21 protein-coding genes are annotated in these 24,719 nt (G+C 65.4%); 13 read left to right on the top strand and 8 right to left on the bottom strand.

Annotation, left to right across the window (positions count from 1 at the left end; all coding sequences use genetic code 11):
- Positions 1-66: 66 nt before the first annotated feature.
- On the top strand, positions 67-1,131 hold the full coding sequence (gene fba / locus NKJ75_RS28545) for a class II fructose-bisphosphate aldolase (RefSeq protein ID WP_031204580.1): 1,065 nt from the start codon (positions 67-69) through the stop codon (positions 1,129-1,131).
- 205 nt (positions 1,132-1,336) lie between these two features.
- Here fba and NKJ75_RS28540 read toward each other — a convergent pair whose 3' ends face one another.
- From NKJ75_RS28540 to NKJ75_RS28520, 5 genes are all read right to left on the bottom strand, one after another.
- Entirely contained in the window at positions 1,337-2,356 is a 1,020-nt protein-coding gene (locus tag NKJ75_RS28540; protein ID WP_023834848.1) for an isopenicillin N synthase family dioxygenase, read from the bottom strand.
- 138 nt (positions 2,357-2,494) lie between these two features.
- Positions 2,495-3,151 (bottom strand): methionine ABC transporter permease, encoded by a 657-nt coding sequence (locus NKJ75_RS28535; RefSeq protein WP_023834849.1) that lies wholly within the window; start codon positions 3,149-3,151, stop codon positions 2,495-2,497.
- Positions 3,132-4,220 carry a methionine ABC transporter ATP-binding protein gene (locus NKJ75_RS28530; RefSeq protein WP_023834850.1) on the bottom strand — a complete coding sequence of 363 codons (1,089 nt, stop codon included), beginning with the start codon at positions 4,218-4,220 and terminating at the stop codon, positions 3,132-3,134. Before NKJ75_RS28530 ends, NKJ75_RS28535 begins: the two co-directional genes overlap by 20 nt.
- A gap of 83 nt (positions 4,221-4,303) precedes the next feature.
- Entirely contained in the window at positions 4,304-5,158 is an 855-nt protein-coding gene (locus NKJ75_RS28525) for a MetQ/NlpA family lipoprotein (protein WP_023745558.1), read from the bottom strand.
- A gap of 172 nt (positions 5,159-5,330) precedes the next feature.
- Positions 5,331-6,014: an SDR family NAD(P)-dependent oxidoreductase gene (locus tag NKJ75_RS28520; RefSeq protein ID WP_023745559.1), complete on the bottom strand. Its 684-nt coding sequence runs from the start codon at positions 6,012-6,014 to the stop codon at positions 5,331-5,333.
- A 214-nt stretch (positions 6,015-6,228) separates the two neighbouring features.
- On the opposite strand from NKJ75_RS28520, the gene NKJ75_RS28515 reads away from it, so the two are divergent.
- Entirely contained in the window at positions 6,229-7,344 is a 1,116-nt protein-coding gene (locus NKJ75_RS28515; RefSeq protein ID WP_023745560.1) for an anhydro-N-acetylmuramic acid kinase, read from the top strand.
- Here NKJ75_RS28515 and NKJ75_RS28510 read toward each other — a convergent pair.
- Both NKJ75_RS28510 and NKJ75_RS28505 read right to left on the bottom strand, forming a co-directional pair.
- Entirely contained in the window at positions 7,341-7,760 is a 420-nt protein-coding gene (locus NKJ75_RS28510; protein ID WP_023692175.1) for a GNAT family N-acetyltransferase, read from the bottom strand. The genes NKJ75_RS28515 and NKJ75_RS28510 overlap by 4 nt on opposite strands.
- Before the next feature lie 60 nt (positions 7,761-7,820).
- Positions 7,821-8,999 (bottom strand): MFS transporter, encoded by a 1,179-nt coding sequence (locus tag NKJ75_RS28505; protein WP_352500470.1) that lies wholly within the window; start codon positions 8,997-8,999, stop codon positions 7,821-7,823.
- A gap of 48 nt (positions 9,000-9,047) precedes the next feature.
- Between NKJ75_RS28505 and NKJ75_RS28500 the strand changes: the two genes are divergently transcribed.
- The 6 genes from NKJ75_RS28500 (at position 9,048) to NKJ75_RS28475 (ending at position 17,113) form a co-directional block, all read left to right on the top strand.
- The gene (locus NKJ75_RS28500) at positions 9,048-9,587 is read left to right on the top strand and encodes an Lrp/AsnC family transcriptional regulator (protein ID WP_023687041.1); all 540 of its coding nucleotides are present in this window, start codon (positions 9,048-9,050) and stop codon (positions 9,585-9,587) included.
- 98 nt (positions 9,588-9,685) lie between these two features.
- Positions 9,686-11,089, top strand: coding sequence for an SWIM zinc finger family protein (locus NKJ75_RS28495; protein ID WP_023687040.1), 1,404 nt, complete (start codon positions 9,686-9,688; stop codon positions 11,087-11,089).
- Complete coding sequence (locus tag NKJ75_RS28490; protein WP_352500469.1) at positions 11,086-12,519, top strand: DUF5691 domain-containing protein; 1,434 nt, start codon at positions 11,086-11,088, stop codon at positions 12,517-12,519. The genes NKJ75_RS28495 and NKJ75_RS28490 overlap by 4 nt, the downstream gene beginning before the upstream one ends.
- A 19-nt stretch (positions 12,520-12,538) precedes the next feature.
- Entirely contained in the window at positions 12,539-13,618 is a 1,080-nt protein-coding gene (locus NKJ75_RS28485; RefSeq protein ID WP_023834853.1) for an ATP-binding protein, read from the top strand.
- Between the two features lie 4 nt (positions 13,619-13,622).
- Positions 13,623-15,875 (top strand): DUF5682 family protein, encoded by a 2,253-nt coding sequence (locus NKJ75_RS28480; protein WP_352500468.1) that lies wholly within the window; start codon positions 13,623-13,625, stop codon positions 15,873-15,875.
- Positions 15,876-15,877: 2 nt separating this feature from the next.
- Positions 15,878-17,113, top strand: a complete 1,236-nt coding sequence (locus tag NKJ75_RS28475; protein WP_023834855.1) for a VWA domain-containing protein — start codon at positions 15,878-15,880, stop codon at positions 17,111-17,113.
- On the opposite strand, the gene tssH is transcribed toward NKJ75_RS28475, so the two are convergent.
- A complete protein-coding gene (tssH, locus tag NKJ75_RS28470) occupies positions 17,114-19,918 on the bottom strand; it encodes a type VI secretion system ATPase TssH (RefSeq protein WP_023823513.1) in 2,805 nt (934 codons plus the stop codon).
- A gap of 324 nt (positions 19,919-20,242) precedes the next feature.
- On the opposite strand from tssH, the gene tssA reads away from it, so the two are divergent.
- Genes tssA through tssE form a run of 5 tightly spaced genes read left to right on the top strand, consistent with a single transcriptional unit; the run spans position 20,243 to position 24,716 of the window.
- A complete protein-coding gene (tssA, locus tag NKJ75_RS28465; RefSeq protein WP_023834858.1) occupies positions 20,243-21,421 on the top strand; it encodes a type VI secretion system protein TssA in 1,179 nt (392 codons plus the stop codon).
- A 6-nt stretch (positions 21,422-21,427) separates the two neighbouring features.
- Positions 21,428-21,964 carry a type VI secretion system contractile sheath small subunit gene (gene tssB, locus NKJ75_RS28460; RefSeq protein ID WP_023673718.1) on the top strand — a complete coding sequence of 179 codons (537 nt, stop codon included), beginning with the start codon at positions 21,428-21,430 and terminating at the stop codon, positions 21,962-21,964.
- 3 nt (positions 21,965-21,967) lie between these two features.
- Positions 21,968-23,473: a type VI secretion system contractile sheath large subunit gene (tssC, locus tag NKJ75_RS28455; RefSeq protein ID WP_023682611.1), complete on the top strand. Its 1,506-nt coding sequence runs from the start codon at positions 21,968-21,970 to the stop codon at positions 23,471-23,473.
- Between the two features lie 51 nt (positions 23,474-23,524).
- A complete protein-coding gene (locus tag NKJ75_RS28450) occupies positions 23,525-23,974 on the top strand; it encodes an Hcp family type VI secretion system effector (RefSeq protein ID WP_023673716.1) in 450 nt (149 codons plus the stop codon).
- A complete protein-coding gene (gene tssE / locus NKJ75_RS28445) occupies positions 23,961-24,716 on the top strand; it encodes a type VI secretion system baseplate subunit TssE (RefSeq protein WP_023673715.1) in 756 nt (251 codons plus the stop codon). Before NKJ75_RS28450 ends, tssE begins: the two co-directional genes overlap by 14 nt.
- Positions 24,717-24,719: the final 3 nt, after the last annotated feature.

Raw genomic sequence — 24,719 nt, 5'->3', positions numbered from 1 at the left:
AGCATCTGGCCGGCAACCGGCCGGCCCGCGACGTTGCGCTTGAAACCAGATACGGGAGACTATTGGGTGGCTCGCATAACACTGAGACAATTGCTCGATCACGCCGCCGAGTACGGCTACGGCGTACCCGCTTTCAACATGAACAATATGGAACAGGGCCTCGCCATCATGGAGGCGGCCGAGGAGACCAAGTCGCCGGTCATCCTGCAGGCAAGCCGCGGCGCCCGCGCCTACGCCAATGACGTGGTGCTGGCCAAGCTGATCGACGCGCTGGTCGAAATCCACCCCGACATCCCGGTGTGCATGCATCTCGACCATGGCAACAACGAAGCCACCTGCGTCACCGCCATCCAGTACGGCTTCACCTCGGTGATGATGGACGGCTCGCTGAAAGAGGACGGCAAGACGCCGGCCGACTATGCCTACAATTCCGGCATCACCCGGCGCGTCGTCGACATGGCGCATTGGGGCGGCGTGTCGGTGGAAGGCGAGATCGGTGTGCTCGGTTCGCTTGAGAGCGGCGGCGGCGAGCAGGAGGACGGCCACGGCGTCGAAGGCGCCATCAGCCACGACCAGCTCTTGACCGATCCGGAACAGGCGGTCGAGTTCGTCAAGGACACCCATGTCGATGCGCTGGCTGTCGCCATGGGCACCAGCCACGGCGCCTACAAATTCTCGCGCAAGCCGGACGGCGCGGTGCTGGCGATGAACGTCATCGAGGAAATCCACCGCCGCCTGCCCAACATGCATCTGGTGATGCACGGCTCGTCCTCGGTGCCCGATGACCTGCAGGAAATCATCAATAGATATGGCGGCCAGATGAAGCCGACCTGGGGCGTGCCGGTGGAAGAGATCCAGCGCGGCATCAAGCACGGCGTGCGTAAGATCAACATCGACACCGACAACCGCATGGCGCTGACCGGCGCCATCCGCAAGGTGCTTACCGAAAACCCGTCGGAGTTCGATCCGCGCAAATATTTGACGCCGGCCATGGCTGCGATGCGCAAGCTGTGCAAGGAGCGCTTCGAGCAGTTCGGCACCGCCGGCAACGCGCAGAAGATCAAGCCGCTGCCGGTGGCCGAGATGGCCAAGCGCTACAAGTCGGGGAGCCTTGATCCGAAGTTTGGCTAGGGCTCTTAATGGATAAAAAAGGCCGGGCGCGAAAGCGGCCCGGCCAAAAGAAGGTCAAGAACCTTCAGAGGGGAACACCGTCCAGCGGAATGGGAGGAAACCGCCGGACGATAATTCCTATATGCGCGCATTCGCTGCGGTTGGCGACGAACGGCTTTCTAAAACAACGTAGGATTCAGAAATTTCGTGCTCGTCTTCGAAGATTTCAGCCGGCTGAGGCGCCGGTTTCCAGGAGATCGGCGTAGTGCCGGCGCGCCACGTCGGGATGCGAGCGCAGGCGGCTCTTCAGCACATTGGTACCGACATTGCGAAACAGCGGATTGTCGGGATCGCTGGCCGGACCCCGCGCCTCGGCCGCCAGTTCCTCGGGCAGGTTGAGCAGCGGGATCGTGGCGTCGAGCCGGGCGCTGAAGAAGAAGGGCACCGAAATCCGCTCGACACCGGCCGGTGGCGTTACCACGCGGTGGACCGTTGCTCTCAGATACCCGTTGGAGGCCAGCTCGAGCAGTTCGCCGATGTTGACCACCAGCGTGTCGGGCAGCGGATCGACGTCGACCCAGGCACCGTCATATTCGACCTGCAGCCCCTTGCTCTCGTCCTGAAACAGAAGCGTCAGGAAACCGCCATCCTTGTGCGCGCCGACGCCCTGGTTGTCGCCGGTGGCGTCGCGGCCGGGGTAGCGCACGATCTTCATGCGATGGTTGGGCTCGGCCCGGTAGACGGGATCGAAGGCGTCCTCGGCCTGATCGAGCGACAAAGCGAAGGCCCGGAGCAGCCGGATCGCCACCGCCGTCGCCTTGGCCTGCCATGCGAGTAGCGCCGGCTTCAGCTCGGGCAGCGTGGCCGGCCACTGGTTGGGCCCTTGCAGCCGCGTCCAAGCGGGCACGCCGGGGCCTTGTTCGATCGCCGGGCGTTCGACGCCGATGTCCAGCTGTTCGCGCCAGTCGGCCTTGCCTTTGGTCAGCTCGCCGCCGGCGCGCGTATAGCCGCGGAACTGCGAGGACTTCACCATTTCGATCGCCAGTTTGTCGGCTTCCGGCAAGGCAAAGAACCGGCGCGAGGCGTCGAGCACTTCTGCGGTATCCGCAGCCGATATGCCGTGGCCGGTCAAATAGAAGAAGCCGACATCGCGCGCGGCCGTGCGCAGGTCGAAGAGAAACGTTCGCCGCTCGGAAGCGCCCTGTTCGAGGCGGCCGAGATCAAGCACGGGTACGATCCTGGGCATGGTCAAGCTCCTTGTTTCGCTGTCACGGTGGCACGCAGGCCGGTCCGATCAAAGCAACGCGCAATCCAATCTCGGCGCCGATAGGAGAAAGCCGGCGCTGCGTTTGGCAGCCTGCCGGCAAATAACGTTCGTGGCCGCTTATCCGCGCCGGTCCAGCCTGGCGACCAGCCGGTCGCCGACCCACTGGATGCCGCAAACGAGGATGATCAGCACAATGACCACGGCGACCATGACGCTGGTCTCAAAACGCTGGTAGCCGTAGCGGATGGCGAGGTCGCCAAGCCCGCCGGCACCGATGGCGCCGGCCATGGCCGAGGCGCCGATCAGCGTTACCAGCGTCACCGTGAAACCAGCAACGATGCCGGGCAAAGCTTCGGGCACCAGCACCTCGCGGATGATCGTCCAGCGATTGCCGCCCATGGCGCGTGCCGCCTCGATCAGGCCGCGATCGACCTCGCGCAGCGACACTTCGGCGATGCGGGCATAGTAGGGCGTCGCCGCAATCGACAACGGCACGATCGCCGCCCAGGTGCCGATCGCGGTGCCGACGATCAGCCGCGTCACCGGGATCAGCGCCACCAGAAGGATGATGAAAGGCACCGAGCGGAAGCCGTTGATGACGGCGCCGAGCGCGCGGTTCACCCACAGGCTTTCGGCAATGCCGCCGCGCTCGGTGGCAATCAATGCCAGGCCGAGCGGCAGCCCGAAGACGAGCGAGATGAGGCCCGATGCCGCCGTCATCAGGACCGTCTCCCAGATCGAGCGCAGCAGAAGTTCAAACAGAACCGGCGACATGGCCAAGCACCTCCACCCGTGCGTCGCGGGCCTTCAGGAATGCGATTACTTTGGACAGATGTTTCGGATCGTTGCCCGCGACCGCAAGGAACAGCGTGCCGACCGGCTGCTGCTGGACATGGTCGATGCCACCATGGACGAGGCGGAACCGTCCCGGCACGGCCACCGCAAGATCGGACAGCAGCGGACCGCGCGCGGCCTCACCTGCGACGTCGACCCTGAGGATGAGCTCGGCGCCGCCTCCGGGAGCAAGCCGGCCGGCAATCTCGGCCGGCAGTTGCGGGCGGATGCCGCCGAGCAGGCTCCTGGTGATTTCGGAACGCGGCTCGGCAAAGACCGACCACACCGGGCCTTGTTCGACGATGCGCCCGGCATCGATCACCGCGACGCGGTCGGCGATCGAGCGGATCACCTCCATCTCGTGGGTGATGAGCAGGATGGTGAGGCCGAGCTGCCGGTTGATGTCTTTCAGCAAGGCCAGGATGGAGCGCGTCGTCTCCGGATCGAGCGCTGAGGTCGCCTCGTCGGACAGCAGCAGCGCCGGCCGCGCGGCCAGCGCCCTGGCGATGCCGACGCGCTGCTTCTGGCCGCCCGACAGCGAGGACGGATAGGCCTTCGCCTTCTCCGACAGGCCGACGAGATGGAGCAATTCGGCGGCGCGCGCCAGCCGTTCGGCCTTTGGGCGGCCCTCGATCTTCAGCGGCAGCGCGACATTGTCCTCCACGGTCTTGGCCGACAGCAGATTGAAGTGCTGGAAGATCATGCCGATGCGACGCCGCAGCGGCTGCAATTCACGCTCGCCGAGCCGGCCGATCTCGCGGCCCTCGATGAAGACGTCGCCGGAGTCCGGCCGCTCCAGCCCGTTGAGGCAGCGGATCAGCGTCGACTTGCCGGCGCCGCTGCGGCCGATGATGCCGAGGATCTCGCCCTTGCGCACCGTCAGCGAGACGCCGTCGAGCGCAGGCGTCGCGCCGAAGCGGCGCTTGAGGTCGACCAGGCGTACGACATCTTCCTGCCCGGCCGATATATTGACCGGACCGGATGCTTCGGCCGTGACGTGCTGGTTCATCTCACTGTCCGTTTCAAGGCTCGACAAATGCGACAGCGGCCCGCTCAACAGCGGGCCGCCTGCTCCTGACAACCAGGCGCCAATCAATAGGCGCTGATCCCGGTGCCCTTGTAGACCTTGTCGAACTCGGCCTTGACCGCCTCGTTCTGGTAGGACGCGACCAGCGTCTTCACCCACGCCTCGTTCTCGTTGCCGGATTTCACGGCGATGAAGTTGCGGTAGGGGTTGTCGGCCACCGGCTCCTGGGCGATGCGGTTGTCCGGGCCGAGACCGCTCTTCAGCGCCCAGTCGGTGTTGACGACAGCCGCGTCGAGATCCTCGACCGAGCGGCCGACAATGCCGGCGTCCAGTTCCTTGATGACGACCTTCTTCGGGTTCTCGGCAATGTCGGCGGTAGTCGCCAGGATGCCGGTGCCGTCCTTCAGCTTGATCACGCCTTCGTTCTGCAGAACGCGCAACGCGCGGCCCTCATTCGAGGGGTCGTTGGGCAAGCCGATGACGGCGCCTTCGGGCAGGTCGGCAACCTTGGTGTATTTCTTGGAGTAGAGGCCGATCGGCCAGACGCCGGTGTAGCCGACGCGCACGATGTGGTACCCTTGGGTCTTGATCTGGTTGTCGAGATAGGGCTGGTGCTGGAAGGCGTTGGCGTCGATCTCGCCGCGCTCGAGCGCCTCGTTGGGCTGGGTGTAGTCGTTGAACACCACGGTCTCGACGGTCAGGCCTTTTTCGGCGGCCTGGGCGACGACGACGCGCCAGACATCCTCATCCTCGCCGCTGATGATGCCGACCTTGATAGACTTCTTGTCCTCGGCGAAGGACGGCGTCGGCTGAGCCAGACCAACAAGCGTGATGGCCGAGGCAAAAAGTGCCGCAAGGGCAGCTCGCCGGCTGATGGCTGAAAAAAGAAGAGAGCTGGAAGCGTTTCCGCGTTCGGACATTGTCGATCCCTCGTAATCCTGAAGTCATTGCGGCGAGGTGGAATACCAAGCCTTGACGACATCATCGGCAATGCTGCTTGCCGGATCAAAGAACCGCATTTCTTCTCAAACACGAAGCCGGGAATATTCTCTCAAAGATTTCGCGATTGCGAGAACGCTCACGCCGGACCGGTCAGAATGTCTCGACAAAGGGCCGCAGCTCGACCTCGAAGCTCCAGGCGCTGCGATGCTGGCGATGGGTCGCGAGATAGGTCTGCGCGATCGCATCGGGCGACAGCTGGCTGTCCGGTCGCTCGGGCTTCGTCCCGACCGGCTCGATCTGGCCGTCGATAATGAAATGGGCGACATGGATGTTCTTCGGGAAGAGTTCGCGCGCCATCGACTGAGCCAGACCGCGCAGGCCGAATTTCGGCATGGCAAAGCCGGCGGAGTTGGGAAAGCCCTTGGTGCTGGCCGAAGCGCCGGTGAACAGGATCGAGCCGGAGCCGCGCGAAAGCAGCCGCCGCGCCGCCTGCTGGCCGACCAGGAAGCCGCCATAGGCGCCAACCAGCAGCGCCTGTTTGACCGCATCGGGATCGACCTCGGCGATCGGGCCGCGCGTGCGGCCGCTGGCGTTGAAGACCGCAAGCGCCAGCGGACCTTGCTTGTCGGCGGTGTCGAACAGGCCGGCGACGGAGGCCGGGTCGGCGACGTCGGTTTCGACGGCCAGTGCGCCGGTTTCCCCGACCAGCGCCGCGAGCTTGGCCGTGTTGCGGGCGGCCAGCACCACGCGGAAGCCTTCCTTGGTGAGAAGACGGGCCAGCGAGCCGCTCAGGCCCGCGCCCGCGCCCGCGATCACTGCGACTTCGGATGCCATGCCGTTTCTCCCTGGCGATTGATGTGCTTGTTCCATAGCTGGCGTCTTGAACGGCAAGAGGCAAGAACGGCGTTGCTCGATTTTCGCTGTTCGGTGAAAAACTCTGCCGGCAGGTTCGGAGCAATCGACCGCGGCCAGGGTCTTGCCTGGCGAGACAATCCGTCCGACAGGTGATTGCGTTGGAATCGCAAACGGTGTCGCAAGGGAGTCGACCGTGGAACCAATCTGGGCCGTCGGCCTGATGACCGGCACCGTGCTTGACGGCAATATCGACGTGGCGCTGATCAAGACCGATGGCGAGCGGATCGCCGATTTCGGCACCTATACGCTGGCCCCCTACCCCGCAGCGATCCGTGCCTTGCTGGAGGAGACGCTGCGTCAGGCCCGGGTGTGGAATTTCGACGGGCCGGAGCCGGCGATCTTTGCCGAAGCCGAGGAGGCGCTGACGCGGGCGCAGTCGGCGGCGGTGAAGGACCTTGTCGAAAGCAACGGCCTGACCATGGGCGATATCGGCGTGGTCGGCTTTCACGGCCAAACCGTGCTGCATCGTGCCCCGCAACCCGGGCGGCGCGGCGATACGCGCCAGTTGGGCGACGGCGAGCTGATGCATTCGATCCTGGGCGCCAAGGTCGCCTATGATTTCCGCTCGGACGATGTGCGCGGCGGCGGCCAGGGCGCACCACTGGCGGCTGCCTACCACGCGGCGCTTTTGAGGGAAGCCGACGCCAGCGGGGACACCGCTGTGCTCAATCTCGGCGGTGTCGGCAACGTCACTTGGTGGGACGGCAAGGACAACATCGTCGCCTTCGACACTGGCCCGGCCAACGCGCCGCTCAACGATTTCATCAAGGCAAACGGCCTCGGCGAGATGGACCGCGACGGCGCACTAGGCGCGGCCGGCACCGTCGATGAAGTGCGGCTGGCCAAATTGCTCCAGCATCCGTATCTGACCAAGCCCTATCCGAAATCGCTCGACCGTTTCGACTTCGGCGCCGCCATGGCCGACGGCCTCAGCGCAGAGGATGGGGCGGCGACGCTGACGGCCTTCACCGTCTCGGCCGTCGGCAAGGCGCTCGATTTGTTGCCGCGCCGGCCGAAGCGCCTAGCGGTCAGTGGCGGCGGCCGCCGCAACCCGACGATGATGGCGATGCTGGCGAGGCGCGCCAACGTCGAGGTGGTGCAGGCCGAGACACTGGGCTGGAAAGGCGATGCGGTGGAGGCCGAATGCTTTGCCTTCCTTGCCGTGCGCGTGCTGCGCGGCCTGCCGATCAGCTTTCCCAGCACCACCGGCGTGCCGCGGCCGATGCAAGGCGGGCGGCTGGCAGGTTAGAGCTTCTTCTGCAGGAAGATGCGGCTGCGGCCGATGGGAAAGTCAGGCAGCTCGCCGAAACGCCGGTAGCCTTGCCGCTCATAGACTTTGGCCGCTGTCGGATTGAACGTGTCGATCCAGGCGGTCTGGCAGCCCCGGGCGACTGCTTCGCGCTCGGCAGCGTCCAGCATGTCGCCGGCCATATGCTGGCCGCGCAGGCGTTCGTCGACCCACAGCCATTGCACATAGAGCCAGCCCCAGGCGGTGTATCCCGAAATGCCGGCGACGACAGCGCCGTGCTCGTCACGAACGAAGACCGCGATCGGCTTGCGGCCGGAGGGGCCGACATCGCCGTCATTGAACGCCGTCAGCCGCTCGGCCAGGAAGGCGAGGTCGTCTGACGAGGGGTCGGCAGTGGTTTCAAGCGTCGTCTTCATCCGGGCGGGGCTCGCATGGCAAGCCAAGCTCTAGCGAAGGACGGGATGAGGACGCAAGCTTTACGGCTTGATGGGCGGAGGCGACCGCCATGACCCCGCTGCTGCCGCAACCAGCATCAGCACGGCGGCGACGATCGCGCAGATGGCAAAGCCGAACGATGAATAAAGCGGCCCGAAGCTGGTGGTGCCGATGAAGACGGCGAGGTAGGTGACCGAACTGTTCAGGCCCATGATGGTGCCACGGCGCGACGGATCGAGCGCGGTAAGGCGCATCACCAGCACGTTCAGGCCGAAATGATTGGCAAGGCCCCAGATGGCGATCATAGCCAGGATCAGCACGAAATTGCTGCTTGCGAGCGCGATCGCGACATAGACGACGGCGACCAGCAGATAGGCGAAAGGCATGACGCGCCGTGCGCCGATGCGGTCGATGACGCCGTCGAGGAAGGCCGCGGCGCCGAAGCCGGCGCCGTAGGCGAGTGCGGCCAGCGCATTGGCGCTGACGGGCTCGCCCAGATCCTGGTGCAGATGATCGCCGAGATAGCCGTAGACGCCGTAAAAAGCGGTCATGAAGGCGGTGCAGGCGATGAGCAGCGGCACGATGCCCGGAATGGCCAGCGCAACGAACGGCGACGGCGCCGGGCCGCTCTTCCTGACGTCGCTGAGCGAGGTCATCGACAAGGCAGCAAGCGCAATGGCGGAAAGCACCGCGACGGCGGCGAAGACGGCGCGCCAGTGCACGAGATCGGCAAGCACGGCCGACAGCGACACGCCGGCCACCATGGAGACCGTCCAGCCGGTCAGCACGACGCCGATCGTGCCGCTTTCGCGGCCGGGCGGCGCAATTGCCGCTGCACTGGCATAGATGGCCGGCATGGCGACGCCGGCGGCGATGCCGGCGACGGCCTGGGCCGCGACCAGCATGATCACCGTCGGCGCCAGCGCGCGGGCGAGAAGCCCGACCGCCAGCAACAGCAGAGCGCCCTGCAGCATGCGGCGGGCGCCGACGCCGTCGATATAGCGGGCGAGGAACAAAGCGCTGGCGGAAGTGCCGAGACCGAAGGCAGCCGACGCGGCCATCACCGCCGGCACGCTGGTGCCGAAGGATGCGGCGACTGCCGGAGCAATTGGACCCAGGACCAGCGAGTTCGAGCCGATGACGGCGATGCAGCCGGTCAGGAGGTAGGCCAGCGCCGGGATCGGCTGATGGAGCGTTGCAGCTTGATGCGCGTTCGTCATCGGGTCATAATGGCCGAACTGGATTCCGCGACAACAAGGAATTTCGATATGGACGAAGAAACAGATGGGGTTCTGCAGAACAAGGTAGCTCCCCGCGAGCTCGACGCAATCGACCGAAAAATATTAGGCGTGCTGGTCGAGGATGCGACGATCAGCTACGCCGAACTTGGCGAACGCGTCTGCCTTTCGCCGCCGGCGGCGCATGAGCGGGTCAAGCGCCTGCGGCGCAGCGGCGCCATCCGCGGCACGGCTGTGATCATCGACCCGAAGGCGGTGAAGAAGCCGCTGCTCACCTTCGTGCATATCGATACCAAGGGCTGGGGCAAGACACCGGAGCTGATGGCCGTCTCCCAATATCCTGAGGTCGAGGAAATCCATTCGGTGGCCGGCGACACCTGCATGCTTCTCAAGGTCCGCACCGAGGACACCAGGGCGCTCGAAGGCCTGCTGGCGCGTCTCTACGAAACGCCCGGCGTCACCTCGACGCGAAGCTATGTCGTGCTGTCGACCTATCTCGAGCGCCCGGTGCAGCCCGAGATCACGGCGCAATGGCCGACGCCCCGGCATATGGCCACGCCGTTGTACTGATCTGCGCTATCTTCGTCTTGCCGGGGCCACAACAATCCTTCACAAACGGCACCCTATATTGATGCCAGGCATTGATTTGGGGTGACGAGAGGCGCGGCTTGGAATTCGAACTGAAAACCATCGAGGCGCTGGCCCCCGATCAGGCGTCGCTAAGCGCCGCCTCGAAGCTCACCAAGCGCTCGAACTGGCCGCGGCTGGAGAAGAACGAGCAGCAGGCGCTGATCTGGGGCGAATGCCAGGGCTCGGGATCCAACCCCTATCGCACCGTCGTCGACACCGGCGACCACGGCTACAAATGCACCTGCCCGTCGCGAAAATTTCCCTGCAAGCACACGCTGGCGCTGATGTGGATCGCCGCCACGGCGCCGGCCAGCTTCACATCAGCCGAAACAACGCCGGAATGGGTCAATGACTGGCTTGGCCGGCGCAGGAAGAGTGCGCCCCCGCCGGTCGACGCAAAGTCTGGCAGGGGCGCGTCTGGCAAGAGCATTGGCGAGGCCTCGCAGGCAGAGGAAAGCACCGTCGATGACGCCGCCGCGACGGAGCGCCGCGAGACGGCGCAGCGCAAGCGGGCGGAAGATACGCGCACCGCGGTGGCAGGCGCGCTGGACGAACTCGACCAGTGGATTGCCGACCAGCTGCGGCTCGGCCTTTCCGCCTTTGCCGACGCCAGCAGCGAGCGCTGCCGCCGCATTGCGGCGCGGCTTGTCGACATGAAGGCGACGGCGCTTGCCGGACGCATCGACGAAATCCCGGCCCGGCTAATGGCGCTGCGCAGCGAGGAACGGCCGGACGCGGCGATCCGCGAACTCGGCAAGCTGGTGCTGCTGGCCAAAGCCTGGCGCTCGGCGCCCGACGATCCCGAGCTGAAGCGACTGGTGTCGGCGTCCGAAACCCGCGACCAGGTTCTGTCCAGTCCCGACGCGAAGCAGGTCGACAGCCATTGGGAGGTCGTAGGCGAGAAGATCGAGACCCGCCGCGACGGTCTCGTCAGCCATTCGACCTGGCTGCTCGATCTGAAAAGCCCGACGCCGCAGTTTGCGCTGCTGCTCGATTTCTTTCCGGCTTCGGCCGGCCGCCGCTCGGCGGCGTTCACGCCCGGTGACCGGTTCCACGCCCGCCTGGTATTCTACCCGTCGCGCCAGCCACTGCGGGCCTTGGTGGCGGAGCGCAAGGGCGACGTCGTGTCGGGCGCCTGGCCGGATTTCGGCCTCGACGCTGTCAAGGACCCGCTCGCGGCGCATGCGGCGCACCAGGACGCAGCGCCCTGGTCGACCGATAGCCCGCTGATGCTGCCTGCCGGCGCGATCCTGCTCGATGAGCGCGGCACCGCCTGGTGGCAAGCGGCGCACGACCCGCAAGGGATCGCCCTGCCTGTTAGCGGGACCGTCGATCAGACCGTGCTTGGCCTCGACCTCGCGGCCACGGCAGCGCTTTGGAACGGCGCGCGGCTCGATCTGCTGGCCGCGCAAAGCGGCTTCGGGAGGCTCGATCTGTCATGAACGAGCTCGAACTAACCGGCCTGGCGACGATGCGCGACTGCTGGATCACCGGCGGAACCGCATTCGATCTGGCGCCAACCGCATGGAAGGAGATCGCGGGTGGCGCAAGCCCAGACGAACGGGAGCGACGTCTGCTGGCGATCGCGGCGCAGGCGCTCGATGTCGGCCTGCGGCCGTCGGCGCCGAAGACGCTGAAGCGGCGCCCGCCGCTGCCGAGGCTTGGCCTGCCGCTGCTGCCGGAGCGGTTGCGGCCGCTGTTGCGGGCGGCCCTGAAGAACGCCGCCGATGCGCGGCGCAAGGCGCGCGTGGCGACGCTCGTCGCCGGCCGTGGCTACGTGCTGCATCCGATGGACTGGATGCCGTCGGCATCAGACCAGAACAGCCCTGACATCTATGCGCCGTGGATCGACTGGCAGGCCAGCGTCGAGGGGCTGAAGATTGCGCCGCAGGAGCAACTGACGGTGCAGAACTGGGATGACTTTTACCCCGCCGCGCGCCGTATCGCGTTGACCGAGATGCGCCGTCGCGATCCGGCCACGGCCCGCAGCCTGATGGAAGCGAAGGCGCCCGGCGAGCCGGCGGAAGTCCGGCTGGCACTGATCGAACTCATGCATTTCGGCCTGACGCCTGAGGACGCGCCGTTCCTGAAAAGCCTGGCCACTGACCGCTCCGGCAAGGTGCAGGAACTGGCGAGCCGGCTGCTGGCGAGGTTGGGCGAGCACGGTCGTGTTGGTGGCGGTGCCGACGATCCCGTTGCCGAACTTGCCGCCTTCATCGCAGAAGGCAAATCCGGCTTTATCCGCCGCCGCACCACCTACACCCCGGCAAAACTCAAATCCCCGGCGCAGGAAAAGCGCCGCGCCGAACTGTTCGAGACCTGCAATCTGGTCGACCTTGCTTCCCGATTTGGGGTCAGCGAACCCGATTTCATTGCAGCCTGGCAGTTCGGTGCCGACAACAATGCCGACATCCAGATCTCACGAATGGTCGCCGCGTCGGGCAGCGACGCTGCAGTAACGCAGATGGCCGACACGCTGATCGCCGAGGGTGGCAAGCCGGCACTGTTCGTGCTGCACCTGACACCGCGCCTGGATAGCCGCAGGAAGCGTGTCCTGGTCAGATTGATCCTGAAAGATACGCCGCAGTATGTTAGCACGCTCACCCTTGCCGAGGGCTTCGAAGCCAACTGGCTGGATTGGCCCGACCTGACGAACGGCCAGAGCTTGGCGGTGTTGCGTTCGGCTGTCGCCGGCAATGATGACGCGATGAAGCGAACCGTCGACGACCTGTTGGAAACTTTGGGCTTTCTGGCCACTGCGGCGACAGCGGAAAAATTGATCGAGCATGTCGTTGCGGCCGGCATGCCGCCGGCGGCAGCCTCGCTCGCTTTCCTGCGCCTCAACGCGGCCCTGACGGGAACCAACCCATGACAATCCGGAGAACAGCACCATGAACGCAGCCATCCGCCTCCCCGTCGAGCAGGCCTATGCCGCTGAACTGCAGGCGCTGGCGCGCAATGACGACAAGCAAAAACCTGCGGGATGGAGCCTCTCGCCAAAGGCCGTTCTGACCTACCTGCTCGGCGGCAAGGCAAGCGACGGCACCGTGATATCGCCAAAATATGTCGGCCGCCGCCGGCTGATGGAAACCGCGGTGGCGACACTCGCTACCGACCGCGCGCTGCTGTTGCTCGGCGTTCCCGGCACCGCCAAGTCCTGGGTGTCGGAACATCTCGCCGCCGCCATCATGGGCAACTCGACGCTGATCGTGCAGTGCACGGCCGGCACCGACGAGAACCAGATCCGCTACGGCTGGAACTATGCGCAGCTTTTGGCCAAAGGGCCGAGCCAGGAGGCGCTGGTGCCGACGCCGCTCTACCGCGCCATGGAGAGCGGCAAGCTATGCCGGCTAGAGGAACTGACGCGCATGGGCTCGGACGTGCAGGACACGCTGATCACCGTGCTGTCGGAAAAGATGATGCCGATCCCGGAGCTCAACACCTCGCTCTATGCCCAGCGCGGCTTCAACATCATCGCCACCGCCAACAATCGCGACAAGGGCGTCAACGAACTGTCCTCGGCGCTCAAGCGCCGCTTCAATGTGGTGGTTCTGCCGCTGCCCGAAGACATGGCCGAAGAGGTGGCGATCGTCTCCAAGCGGGTCGACGAGATGGCCGGCGGCCTCGACCTGCCGGTGCCGAAGAATGTCGGCGAGGAGATTGCGCGCGTGCTGACCATTTTCCGCGAGCTGCGCTCGGGCGCAACCGCTGACGGCAAGGTGACGCTGAAGACGCCTTCGGGTTCATTGTCGACCGCCGAGGCGATCGCCACCATGGTCGGCGGCCTCAGCCAGGCGGCGTGGTTCGACAGCGGCAAACTCGGCGCCGAAGGCCTCGCCGCCAGCCTTGTCGGAGCGATCGTCAAGGACCCGGTGCAGGACAAGGTGGTGCTGGAGGAATATCTCGAAACGGTGCTCAAGAAGCGGCCGGACTATGCCGGCTATTACGCGGCACTGAACGCAGCGATCTGAGGTCATGAGCGACGTCGCCTATTTCGGCATCCGCCATCACGGGCCGGGCTCCGCCGACAGCCTGGTGCAGGCGCTGCGGGACTTGCAGCCGGTCGCGGTGCTGATCGAAGGGCCGAGCGACGCGTCCGCCCTGCTGCCATTGCTGGCGCGCCCGCAGATGCAGCCGCCGGTGGCGCTGCTCTGCTACCCCGAGGACGATCCGGCCGCGACAAGTTTCAGGCCGTTCGCCGAGTTCTCGCCGGAATACCAGGCGGCGGTGTGGGCGGTGGAGAACAAGGCGGCATTGCGGTTCATCGACCTGCCGTCATCGGCACGGTTCGCGGCACCGGCAACCGACGACACCGACAAAACGGCTGACGCCGACAAGCCCGAACCCAAGGACGAAACCGGTGAGGATGGCGAGCCCGCATCGCATCGCGACCCGATCGGCACGCTGGCTGCGGCCGCCGGCTATGAAGATGGCGAAAGCTGGTGGGCCGACATTATCGAGCAGAATCCGCAGCCGGGTCCAATCTTCGCTGCCATCACCGATGCGATGACGACGCTGCGCGACGGCGAAGGTGCGATCGCGCCGTTCGAGGCCAAGCGTGAAGCGCATATGCGATTGGAAATCGCCGCCGCGCGCAAGGAATTCGCCGGACCGATCGCCGTCGTCTGCGGCGCATGGCATGTGCCGGCCCTGCAGGCCGCGCACACGCAGAAGAACGACCAGGCGCTGATCAAGGGAATTGCCCGGCGCAAAAGCATCATGACATGGGCGCCATGGACCGGGCCGCGTCTTGCGCTGGGCTATGGTTATGGCGCTGGCGTCGTCGCGCCCGGCTGGTGCAAACATCTGTGGCGCACACGAGGGCGGCGCGACGCCGCGACGCTGTGGCTGGCGACGATCGCGGCGGTGCTGCGGGCGAAGGGCCATCTGGTGTCGACCGCGTCGCTGATCGAGGCCGAGCGGCTTGCGCGCACACTGGCTGCCATTCGCGAGCGGCCGAAGCCCGGCTTCGAGGAATTGCGCGATGCCGCGATCGCGGCGCTGTTCAACGGCGAAGCGGTGCTGTGGGCGCTGGTCGAGGCCGAGCTGCTTTTGGGCGCGGATGTCGGCGAGATTCCGCCCGACACGCCGCTGGCGCCGCTGATCGAGGACCTGCAGCGCAACCAGAAGGCGGCGCGGCTGAAGCCGGAGGCGCTGGAACGCGAGCTGTCGGTCGATCTGCGCAGCGAAAGCGGACTGTTTCGTTCGACATTGCTGCACCGGCTGAACGTGCTTGGCGTGCAATGGGGCAGGCTGGCCGACGCCGGCCGCAGCCGCGGCACCTTTCGCGAAAAATGGACGCTGGCCTGGGAGCCGGAATATGCCGTGCGCCTGGTCGAGAACCTGATCTACGGCCCGACTATCGAAAAGGCCGCCAATGGCCGCCTGATCCAGATGCTCGGTGCGGCCGCGAGCCTCGACACGCTTGCCGCCCTTGTCCAGAGCGCCATTACGGCGGATCTGTCGGAGGCCGCGAGCGCCGGCCTTGTAGCGTTGGAGGCGCGCGCAGCGCACAGCAGCGAATGCCTGGAGATGCTGGCCTCGGTGCCGCCGCTTGCCGACATCATCCGTTACGGCGAGGCGCGCAAGACCGAAACCAACCGGCTGTCCGGTTTGTTGGAACGGTTGATCGTCGAGGGCGCGATCGCGCTGCCCTATGCGGTGCGCGACCTGGACGAGCAGGCCGCCACCACGCTGGTCGGTGCTGTGCGCAAGGCCGACACGGCGATCCGGCTGGTCGAGCCCGGCGAAGGCGTGCTCGATGCCTGGCGCAACGGCCTGACCGGCGTGCTGGAAGGTCCGCGCTCGACGGCGCTGCTCGCCGGCTGCGCCGCGCATCTGCTCTATGAAGCCGGCCAACTGTCGGCAGAGGACGCCGCCGGGCTGCTCGGACGCAGGCTGTCGCCGGGGACGCCGGTCGCCCAGGCAGCGGGGTTCTTCGAAGGTTTCTTCAGCACTGCCGGCCAGCGGCTGATCTATGACGAGGGCCTGCGCGGCGCCGTCGATGGGTGGCTGAAATCGCTCGACGAGGACGCTTTCATCGCGCATCTGCCATTGCTGCGCCGCGTCTTCTCCAATCTGGACTCGATGGAGCGGCGGCGGTTGATCGAGGCCGTGCTCGGCCGCACCGCAAGGTTGCCGGCCGGCCTGACGCCGGCGCCGGATGGCGGCGAGGGCTGGCGCCGTCACCTGGAGCGGCTTGGGCCATTGCTGGCGGGCGGAGTGTGACAATGGATGACGAAGCCGAAGTGCCCGAACCCGGCCCGGCATCCTCCGATAGCGGGCGCGAGCGCCGCTGGCGGCTGGCGATCGGCGCCGATGACGAGGCTTCCTCCGCCCTTTCCAGTGATGACAAAAAACTGTCTTCGGCGCTCGATGCGCTTTACGGCGACGGCGCCAATGCCGATGCCGACCCGCGCAAGCGGCGCGGCGGGCTCGGCCGCTCGGCGCCACGCGTGGCGCAATGGATGGGCGATATCCGCTCCTTCTTTCCCGCCCAGGTGGTCCAGATCGTCCAGAAGGATGCCTTTGAGCGGCTGAACCTGAAGCAGATGCTGATGGAGCCGGAATTCCTCAAGGCGATCGAGGCCGACGTCAACCTCGTCGCCGACCTGATCTCGCTGCGTTCGGTGATGCCGGCCAAGACCAAGGACATCGCCCGCACCATCATCGCCGACATCGTTGCCAAGCTGATGCAGCGGCTGGAGCAGAAGACCGCCGAGGCGATCCGTGGCGCGCTCGACAAGTCGCGACGCACCAACCGGCCGCGCCAACGCGACATCGACTGGCCGCGCACCATCTCGGCCAATCTTCGCCACTACCAGCCTGGGCACAAAACCGTCGTGCCGGAAAAACTGGTCGGCTTCATGCGCAAGCAACGCCGGCTGGTCGATCTCGACGAAGTGGTGCTGTGCGTCGACCAGTCCGGCTCGATGGCGAGCTCGGTGATCTACGCCTCGATTTTCGCCGCGGTGACGGCGTCGCTGCCGGTCGTGCGCACCAAGCTGGTCTGTTTCGACACGGCCATCGTCGACCTGACCGAAGAGCTCAGCGACCCGGTCGAGGTGCTGTTTGGCGTGCAGCTCGGCGGCGGCACCGACATCAACCAGGCGGTCGCCTATTGCGCCGACCGCATCGAGCGGCCGACCAAATCCCACTTCGTGCTGATCACCGACCTCTATGAGGGCGGCAACGGCCAGGACTTGCTGCGGCGGCTTGCGGCGCTGGTCCGGTCCGGCGTCAATGTCATCGTGCTGTTGGCGCTGACCGATCAGGGCCGGCCGGGCTATGATCCGGCGATGTCGGCTTCGGTTGCGGCACTTGGCATACCGGTCTTCGCCTGCACGCCGGACCTGTTTCCCGACATGATGGCGGCGGCGTTGCGGCGCGAGGATATCGGCGCCTGGGCAGCCGGCGCCGACATCAAGCTGATCCGCGCCGAGACGGAGCCGAGCAGTCAGGCCTGACTATTCGAACGAATAGGCAAACCCGTCAGTGGAAGCGCTGACGGTCACCTTGGTCATCTTCTCGCCGTCGAGCGACCGGTTCAGCACGCCGCGGCTGAGTTCCGGCAACAGCGTGTTGGTGAGGATGGCGTCGATCATGCGGCCACCGGACTCGATTTCGGTGCAGCGCGCCTTGACCAGCGCCATGACGCCGTCGCCGATCACCAGTTCGGCGTCGTGGCTGGCGCGCAGCCGCCGCGCGATCTTGCCGAACTGATGGCGCGTGATGGCCTCGATCATCGAATCCGAGAGCGGATAGTAAGGGATGGTCACGACGCGGCCGAGGAACGCTGCCGGAAAGACTTTCAGCAGTGGAGCGCGCAAGGCTGCATCGAGGCCGTCGAGCCCCGCCCTCACCGTGCCGTTTTGCGTCCGCTCCATGATGACTTCGGACCCGACATTCGATGTCAGCAGGATCAGCGTGTTCTTGAAGTCGATGCGCCTACCCTCGCTGTCATCCATCATGCCCTTGTCGAAGACCTGGAAAAAGATCTCGTGGACGTCGGGATGGGCCTTCTCGACCTCGTCGAGCAGGATCACCGAATAGGGTTTTCGGCGCACGGCCTCGGTGAGAATGCCACCCTTGCCGTAGCCGACATAGCCGGGCGGTGCGCCCTTGAGCGTCGAGACGGTGTGCGCCTCCTGGAATTCGGACATGTTGATCGAGATCAGGTTCTGCTCGCCGCCATAGAGCGTCTCGGCCAGCGCCAGGGCCGTCTCGGTCTTGCCGACTCCCGAGGGGCCGCAGAGCAGGAACACGCCGACCGGCTTTTCCGGCGCTCCGAGCCCGGCGCGGCTGGTCTGCACGCGCTTGGCAATCATCTCCATGGCGTGATCCTGGCCGACGACACGTTCGGACAGCGTGGTGGCCAGCTTGAGCGCCTTTTCGGTCTGGCTGGACAGCATCCGTCCCGTCGGGATGCCGGTCCAGTCCTGGACCACGGCAGCGACCGCATTGCGGTCGACCGACGGCAGGATCAGCGGCGTCTCGCCTTGCGCGGTGGCAAGCTCGGCCATGAGTTCACGCAGCCGCGCCAGATCGGCGACAGGATCTGACGGCGCAGCTTCGGCAGCCGGCGCTTCGGTCTCGAACGCTTTGGCCTTCGGCGTTTCAGGCTCGGACGTTTCGGCCTTGGGCGGTTCAGCCTTGGGCACCTTGGTCTTTTCTTCGTCCGGCGCTGCTGGTTCGGCATCGGTCTCGGCTGTCGCCACCGCATCGAGCGGCACGCCGTCGCCGCGCAGCCGCGCGCGCAGTTCGAGGATCTCGGCAACCAGCGCCTTTTCGCGCTCCCAGCGCTCCTCGGCGGCGGCGAGCATGGTCCCGGCCTCAGTGAGCCCGGCCTCGACCCGCGCCTGCCGGTCAGTTACTTCGATGCCGATCGCGGCCTCGCGGCCGATGATGCCGCTTTCGACTTCCAACGCCTGGCGGCGCCGCAAAATGTCCTCGACCTCGGCCGGCGTCGCATGCTGCGAGATCGCGACCCTGGCGCAAGCGGTGTCGAGCAGGCTGACCGCCTTGTCGGGCAATTGCCGCGCCGGGATGTAGCGATGCGACAGGCCGACCGCCGCCTCGATCGCCTCGTCCAGAATCTGCACCTCGTGATGCTGTTCGAGCACGCCGGCGACACCGCGCAGCATGAGCACGGCGACCGCTTCCGACGGCTCGTCGATCTTGACCACCTGGAAACGGCGGGTCAGCGCCGGGTCCTTTTCGATGTGCTGCTTGTACTCGGCCCAGGTCGTTGCCGCGATGGTGCGCAGTTCGCCGCGCGCCAGCGCCGGCTTCAAGAGATTGGCGGCATCGCCGGTTCCCGCCGCACCGCCGGCGCCGATCAGCGTGTGTGCCTCGTCGATGAACAGGATGACCGGCGTTTCGGACGACTGAACTTCGTCGATGACCGCCTTCAGGCGCTTTTCGAACTCGCCTTTGACGCTGGCGCCGGCCTGCATCAGGCCGATGTCGAGCATGCGTACGCTGATACCCTGGAGTGGCGGCGGCACGTCGCCCTGGGCGATGCGCAGGGCAAAGCCCTCGACCACCGCAGTCTTGCCGACGCCGGCCTCGCCGGTCAGGATCGGGTTGTTCTGCCGGCGCCGCATCAGGATATCGATGATCTGCCGGATTTCCGGATCGCGGCCGACGACCGGATCGATCTTGCCGTCATGGGCGCGCTGGGTCAGGTCGGTGGCGTATTTGGCGAGGGCCGAATCCCCGCCCGGAACCCGCCGCGGCGCCTCGGCAGTGGGAGCCGCGGCGGCAGTGGCGCCGGCTTCGAGCGAGCCCTCCACCACCTCGGCAAAGCGGGCGATGACCGCGTCGGCGTCGATCTTGTCGAATTCGCCGCTGATCTTCGACACCAGGCCTTCCAGCACCGGCGTCTTCAGGCAGGCGAGCACGATATAGGCGCTGCGGACCTCCTCCATGCGGAATTCCAGCGTCGCCAGGTTCCAGGCTTCCTGGATGGCGTGGAAGATGTGGTCGGAAAACTCCTCGATCGAGGTGGCGCCGTAGGGCAGCTTGTCGACGGCGCGGGTCATGTCGCTGGTAAGCCGGCTGGCATCCAGCCCGGCATCGGCAAGGATCATCTGCACATCCGAGCGCTCGGACAGCACCAGCTGCTCGATGAAATGGACGAGTTCGACGTAAGGATTGCCGCGCAGCTTGGCGCTGTCGGCGGCGGCCTTGAAGGCGCGCAGGCAGACCGGATTGAGCTTGCCAACCAGTTCCTTGCGTTTGAAACCCTGCGACGACCGGCGCTGTTCCATCGAACGTGCTCCTGCAATCTGCCCGTCGACAGCCTGCCACATAAGCAGCCGCTTGACAAAGCGCTTGATGCAGCCGGCCTTTTCCCTTTGTGGAGAGTCCCGCGCCGCCAAATGCAGACAACCACGATTTTTTCTAATCCTATGCGATGCGCTTCACATACGAGGTTGGCCAAGCACGCCATGAATTGCGCCATCCGAGACGCAGTTGCACCGACATTCATTAGCGCTCGTTAACTTTTGAGCGGATGGCGAATTGTGGGAATATGCAACCGTGTGCTAACGTTGGGTCACGTACGGTTTTAGAGCCGGTCGCCGGGGGTATCTGTGATCGATCTCGCACTCTGGCTTGCTCCGCTGGACGGTGAAAATCCGTCAGGCGAAGACTTGCGCAACGATCCGGCTTTTCATGAGCTGGAGCGGCTCACGGAGCCGCAGGTCAAGGTCGTCCATGACGGGCGCAACAAGCCAGCCGCGCAATCGACCATTCCGGTCGACTGGCCTGCCGTGCTCGGCAAGGCCGAGGAGTTGCGTTCGCATGGCCGCGACCTGCGCCTGCTTGTCATTGTCGCCCGGGCGCTGGCCAATGAAGAGGGATTGGCCGGACTGGCACAGGGCCTGACCCTGATTGCAAGGACCTTCGAGACGCATTGGGAGACGATGCACCCGGCGCTGCGGGCCAGCCCCCAACCACGCGAGGCCGCCCTGCGCCGCCTCAACGCGCTGGCCGACCTGCAGAACGGCCAGGAAGGCCTGCTGGCGAACCTCAGGCAAATGGTCTTCTTCGCGCCGCGTCCCATCGGGCCGATCAGCGGACGCGATCTCGAACAGGGTGCGCTCGACGATCGCGTCATGCTTCAGGAAGCGGCGTCGGGATTGAATGCCACGGAGAAGGCAGCGCTGGTCAGCGCGCACGGACAGCTCCTGAACCGGGTGGGCAGCGGTTGTGCCGCCCATCAGGACCAGGCCGGTGAACAGATGACAGCGCTCATCGCCGGGGCGCACGCAGCGATCGAGGCGCTCGACGCGGTCGATACGGCCCTGAATGCCCGTCTTGACAGCAACGGGGCTGCCGTCCCGGACCTGAAACGATTTTTGCAGCGCGTGCTGACGACGCTGGAACGCAACACGGCGGTCGAGACCACGGAAGAGGCAGCGACGAAGGGGGCGGCCAGCCCGGCTGCTCCCCCGGCAAGCCCGGCCGCGCCGGTCAGAAACGGTCATGGAGCCGAGACGATGGCAAGCTACGCGGAGACCGGTGCGGGGCTCCCGGACAGGATTTCCTCGCGCGACGATGTGGTGAGGTGCCTCGACCTTGTGGTCGCGTTCTACGACCGCACCGAGCCGTCGAGTCCGATCCCGCATCTCGCCCGCCGGGTGCGCAGGATGGTGCACATGGATTTCGTTGAACTGATGGAAGACCTCGCCCCGTCGGGGCTCAAGGAATTCCGGCTGCTCGCCGGCGTTCCCGACGCCAAGAAGACTGCCCAGAAGGATGAAAGGTAGCAACACATGCCAGCCGAAAGCAAAGCGAAGGTCATCGAGCGAAATCGCGCCCCGCGCGTGCAGATCGCCTACGATGTCGAAACCTACGGCAGCCCGACGACGATCGAACTGCCGTTCGTCATGGGCGTGATGGCCGACCTGTCGGGCGCATCGCAGACCAGGGAAGCGTCCAAGACGGTGCTCGACCGTTCCTTTGTCGAGACCGATGCCAACCGCTTCCCCAAATTCATGGAAGCGCTGGGACCCAGGGTCAAGGCGCGGGTGAAGAACACGCTGCCGCAGGCCGAGGGACAGGAGCGCGACGAAGAACTGGCGCTCGACCTGACCTTCACCAAGATGGGCGATTTCGCCCCCGACAAGATCGCCGAACAGGTCCCGCAACTGGCCGAAATCCTCAAGATGCGGCGCCAGCTCGAGGAGCTGCTCGGCTTCATGGACGGCCGCGTCGATGCCGAAAAGCGCATAGCCCAATTGCTGAACAACCAGCCGTTGCTTGGCCAGATCGCCGCCCAGGCGCTGTCCGACGACAAGGGTGAGGAATAGATCATGGCCGAACAGCAAAAGACCGCAGCATCCGTCGCCGAGGCCGAGGCCGTCGATCTCGGTGAATTCAGCCAGCTCTTGGAGAAGGACTTCAAGGTCAAGAAGGACGACAGCGAGAAGCTGCAGCAGCTGGTTCGCAACCTGGCTCTGGCGGCGCAGTCGCGCTCCGAGACGACGACGATTTCGTCCAACTCGATCAAGTCGATCAAGTCGTTGATCGCCGGCATCGACAAGATGCTGACGACCCAGGTCAACGAAATCCTGCACGCGCCGGAAGTGCGGCAGATGGAAGGCACCTGGCGCGGCCTCTGGTACCTCATCAACAACACCGAGACGGATCAGAAGCTGAAGATCCGGGTGATGAACATTTCCAAGGAGCAGCTGGCCGATACGCTCGAAGACTATGAAGGCCAGATGTGGGACCAGAGCCCGATCTTCAAGAAAGTCTACACCGACGAGTATTCGATGCTCGGCGGCGAACCGATCGGCTGCGTCATCGGCGCCTACGAGTTCTCCAACCACCCGCGCGACGTCGGCCTGTTGCGCAACATCTCCGGCATCTGCGCCTCGGCGCACACGCCGTTCATCGCCGCCGCCTCGCCACGGCTGTTCCGCATGGACAGCTGGCAGGAACTGCCCAACCCGCAGGACCTGCAGCAGATCGTCTCCAACCCGGCCTACGCCTCGTGGCAATCGCTGCGCGAGAGCGAGGATGCGCGCTATATCGGGCTGACCATGCCGCGCGTGCTGGCGCGGCTGCCCTACGGCTCGGAGACAGTCCCGGTCAAGGGCTTCTCCTTCGAGGAGGAAGTGCAGGGCGATCACAACAAATATGTCTGGATGAACGCTGCCTTCCCGATGGGCGTCAACATCAACCGCAGCCACAAGCTCTATGGCTGGGGCACCCAGATCCGCGGCGTCGAAAATGGCGGCACTGTGCTTAACCTGCCGGTGCACTCCTTCCCGACCGATGACGGCTCGATCGCGATGAAATGCCCGACGGAAGTCGCCATCGACGACCGGCGCGAGGCGGAACTGGCCAAGCTCGGGCTGATGCCGATCCTGCACCGCAAGAACACCGATCTCGCGGCCTTTATCGGCGCCCATTCGCTGCAGGATGACGAGACGCGGGCGGGCCGCCTGGTCGACCCCGACGCCCAGTCCAACGAGCGGCTCTCCGCCAACCTGCCCTATCTGTTCCCGGTCTCGCGCTTCGCCCACTACCTCAAGGCGATTGCGCGCGACAAGGTCGGCTCGTTCAAGGAACGCACCGACATGCAGATCTGGTTGACCGAATGGATCAACCGGTACGTGCTGGCCAACCCGGCCTTCGCCGACGACAAGGCGCGCGCCAAGCGTCCGCTTGCCGCCGCCGAGGTGCAGGTCGACAGCGTGGAGGGCCGGCCGGGCTACTACAACGCCCGCTTCTATCTGCGCCCGCACTACCAGCTGGAGGGCATCAATGCCTCGCTCAGGCTGGTGTCGGAATTGCCGTCCGTGAAGACCTGATTGCAGCAACCAAACCTTTGTTTGAAAGCGTGGAGAACGAAAATGCCCACAATGAAGATCGACGGTTTTCTGAAAGTTCCGGATATCAAGGGGCCCAGCACGCGCGACGGCCATGACGACGAGATCGAAATCCATGGCGTCGATTACAAGATGGTCGCGCCCTACGACCCCAATTCCCTCTCGCGCCGAGGCCGCGTGTCGATGGGCATGATCAAGTTCACCAAGCACTACGACAAGGCCTCACCCTATCTGGCCAAGGCCCTGTTCGAAAACAAGGCGCTGGACGAGGTCAAATTCTCCGCTCGGCGGACCATCGACGGCGAGAGCAAGGACTATCTGGTCGTTACCCTGACCGACGCCTCGATCATGGAATACGACATGTCGCAGGCCGATGATGAAGCCGACCTGATCCAGGAGGAAGTCTCCTTCGCCTACAAGAAGATCAAGTTCGTCTATGACGACAATGACGAAGCCGAAATGGATGTCTATGTCGGCAAGTGAGGGGCGAGCAAAGCGCCCTGCCGCCGACAAGGTACAGGCGGGCGGTTCACGGGCCAAGCGCGAGGCGGTACAGCCTTCGCTGTGGGACCGCCTCGTCAACGACCTGCCGGGCCTGAGCTCGGAGATAGACGGGCTCAGGCAGGCTCTGCAGGAGGAGCTTGGCGCAGAGCGCCTGGACGAGCTGCTGGCAGACGGACCGAGGCGCATCGACGCCGATGACGCATTGAACCCCGATCAGAAGCGCCGGCTGCACCGGCTGGCGTTTCAGAACCGGCACCGTGGCGAGCTTGAAAGCCGAGGCATCGTGGTGTCGCCCGATGTGCTGCGCGAGGCCGTGCGGCGCGACATCGAGGCGCTGTTCAACACCGAGCGTTTCGAATCCGCGCCGCTGCTATCCGATCTCGAGGCCGAGCAGATGACCGACAGTCCGACATCGCTGGCCGACTTTCCGGAGGTGCGCCGCAGCGTTGTCAATTATGGCGTGCCGTCCTTCTCCGGCCGGTCGTCGCGCGACTTCGATCGCGATGTTCTGGCACGCGAGATCCGCGCCGTGCTCGCCGCATTCGAGCCGCGGCTGAAGGAGAGCGCGACGAAAGTCACGGTCAACCTCGGCGACAAGACCGGCCTGAAGATCGAGATCGACGCCGTGCTGATCATGACGCCGACGCCCGAGCGCATGCGCCTGCGCACGACGATCAATCTCGACAACGGACTGGCGCGCACCGAGTTCAGGGAAGCCTGAGAG

Origin of the sequence: Mesorhizobium sp. M0058, assembly GCF_040323095.1 — a bacterium.
Classification (GTDB): Bacteria; Pseudomonadota; Alphaproteobacteria; order Rhizobiales; family Rhizobiaceae; genus Mesorhizobium.
Note: the sequence above shows the minus strand (reverse complement) of the source record. Positions and strands in the feature narration are given on the sequence as shown.

What these genes read in the sequence shown, in the direction of transcription:
- NKJ75_RS28510 (WP_023692175.1), bottom strand. Translation starts at nt 7,760, where the DNA reads ATGAAGACGACGCTTGAAACCACTGCCGACCCCTCGTCAGACGACCTC.
- tssC (WP_023682611.1), top strand. Translation starts at nt 21,968, where the DNA reads ATGGCCGAACAGCAAAAGACCGCAGCATCCGTCGCCGAGGCCGAGGCC.
- tssH (WP_023823513.1), bottom strand. Translation starts at nt 19,918, where the DNA reads ATGGAACAGCGCCGGTCGTCGCAGGGTTTCAAACGCAAGGAACTGGTT.
- NKJ75_RS28540 (WP_023834848.1), bottom strand. Translation starts at nt 2,356, where the DNA reads ATGCCCAGGATCGTACCCGTGCTTGATCTCGGCCGCCTCGAACAGGGC.
- NKJ75_RS28520 (WP_023745559.1), bottom strand. Translation starts at nt 6,014, where the DNA reads ATGGCATCCGAAGTCGCAGTGATCGCGGGCGCGGGCGCGGGCCTGAGC.
- tssE (WP_023673715.1), top strand. Translation starts at nt 23,961, where the DNA reads ATGTCGGCAAGTGAGGGGCGAGCAAAGCGCCCTGCCGCCGACAAGGTA.
- NKJ75_RS28535 (WP_023834849.1), bottom strand. Translation starts at nt 3,151, where the DNA reads ATGTCGCCGGTTCTGTTTGAACTTCTGCTGCGCTCGATCTGGGAGACG.
- NKJ75_RS28490 (WP_352500469.1), top strand. Translation starts at nt 11,086, where the DNA reads ATGAACGAGCTCGAACTAACCGGCCTGGCGACGATGCGCGACTGCTGG.
- NKJ75_RS28475 (WP_023834855.1), top strand. Translation starts at nt 15,878, where the DNA reads ATGGATGACGAAGCCGAAGTGCCCGAACCCGGCCCGGCATCCTCCGAT.
- tssB (WP_023673718.1), top strand. Translation starts at nt 21,428, where the DNA reads ATGCCAGCCGAAAGCAAAGCGAAGGTCATCGAGCGAAATCGCGCCCCG.
- NKJ75_RS28450 (WP_023673716.1), top strand. Translation starts at nt 23,525, where the DNA reads ATGAAGATCGACGGTTTTCTGAAAGTTCCGGATATCAAGGGGCCCAGC.
- NKJ75_RS28485 (WP_023834853.1), top strand. Translation starts at nt 12,539, where the DNA reads ATGAACGCAGCCATCCGCCTCCCCGTCGAGCAGGCCTATGCCGCTGAA.
- NKJ75_RS28530 (WP_023834850.1), bottom strand. Translation starts at nt 4,220, where the DNA reads ATGAACCAGCACGTCACGGCCGAAGCATCCGGTCCGGTCAATATATCG.
- NKJ75_RS28500 (WP_023687041.1), top strand. Translation starts at nt 9,048, where the DNA reads ATGGACGAAGAAACAGATGGGGTTCTGCAGAACAAGGTAGCTCCCCGC.
- NKJ75_RS28505 (WP_352500470.1), bottom strand. Translation starts at nt 8,999, where the DNA reads ATGACGAACGCGCATCAAGCTGCAACGCTCCATCAGCCGATCCCGGCG.
- NKJ75_RS28480 (WP_352500468.1), top strand. Translation starts at nt 13,623, where the DNA reads ATGAGCGACGTCGCCTATTTCGGCATCCGCCATCACGGGCCGGGCTCC.
- NKJ75_RS28525 (WP_023745558.1), bottom strand. Translation starts at nt 5,158, where the DNA reads ATGTCCGAACGCGGAAACGCTTCCAGCTCTCTTCTTTTTTCAGCCATC.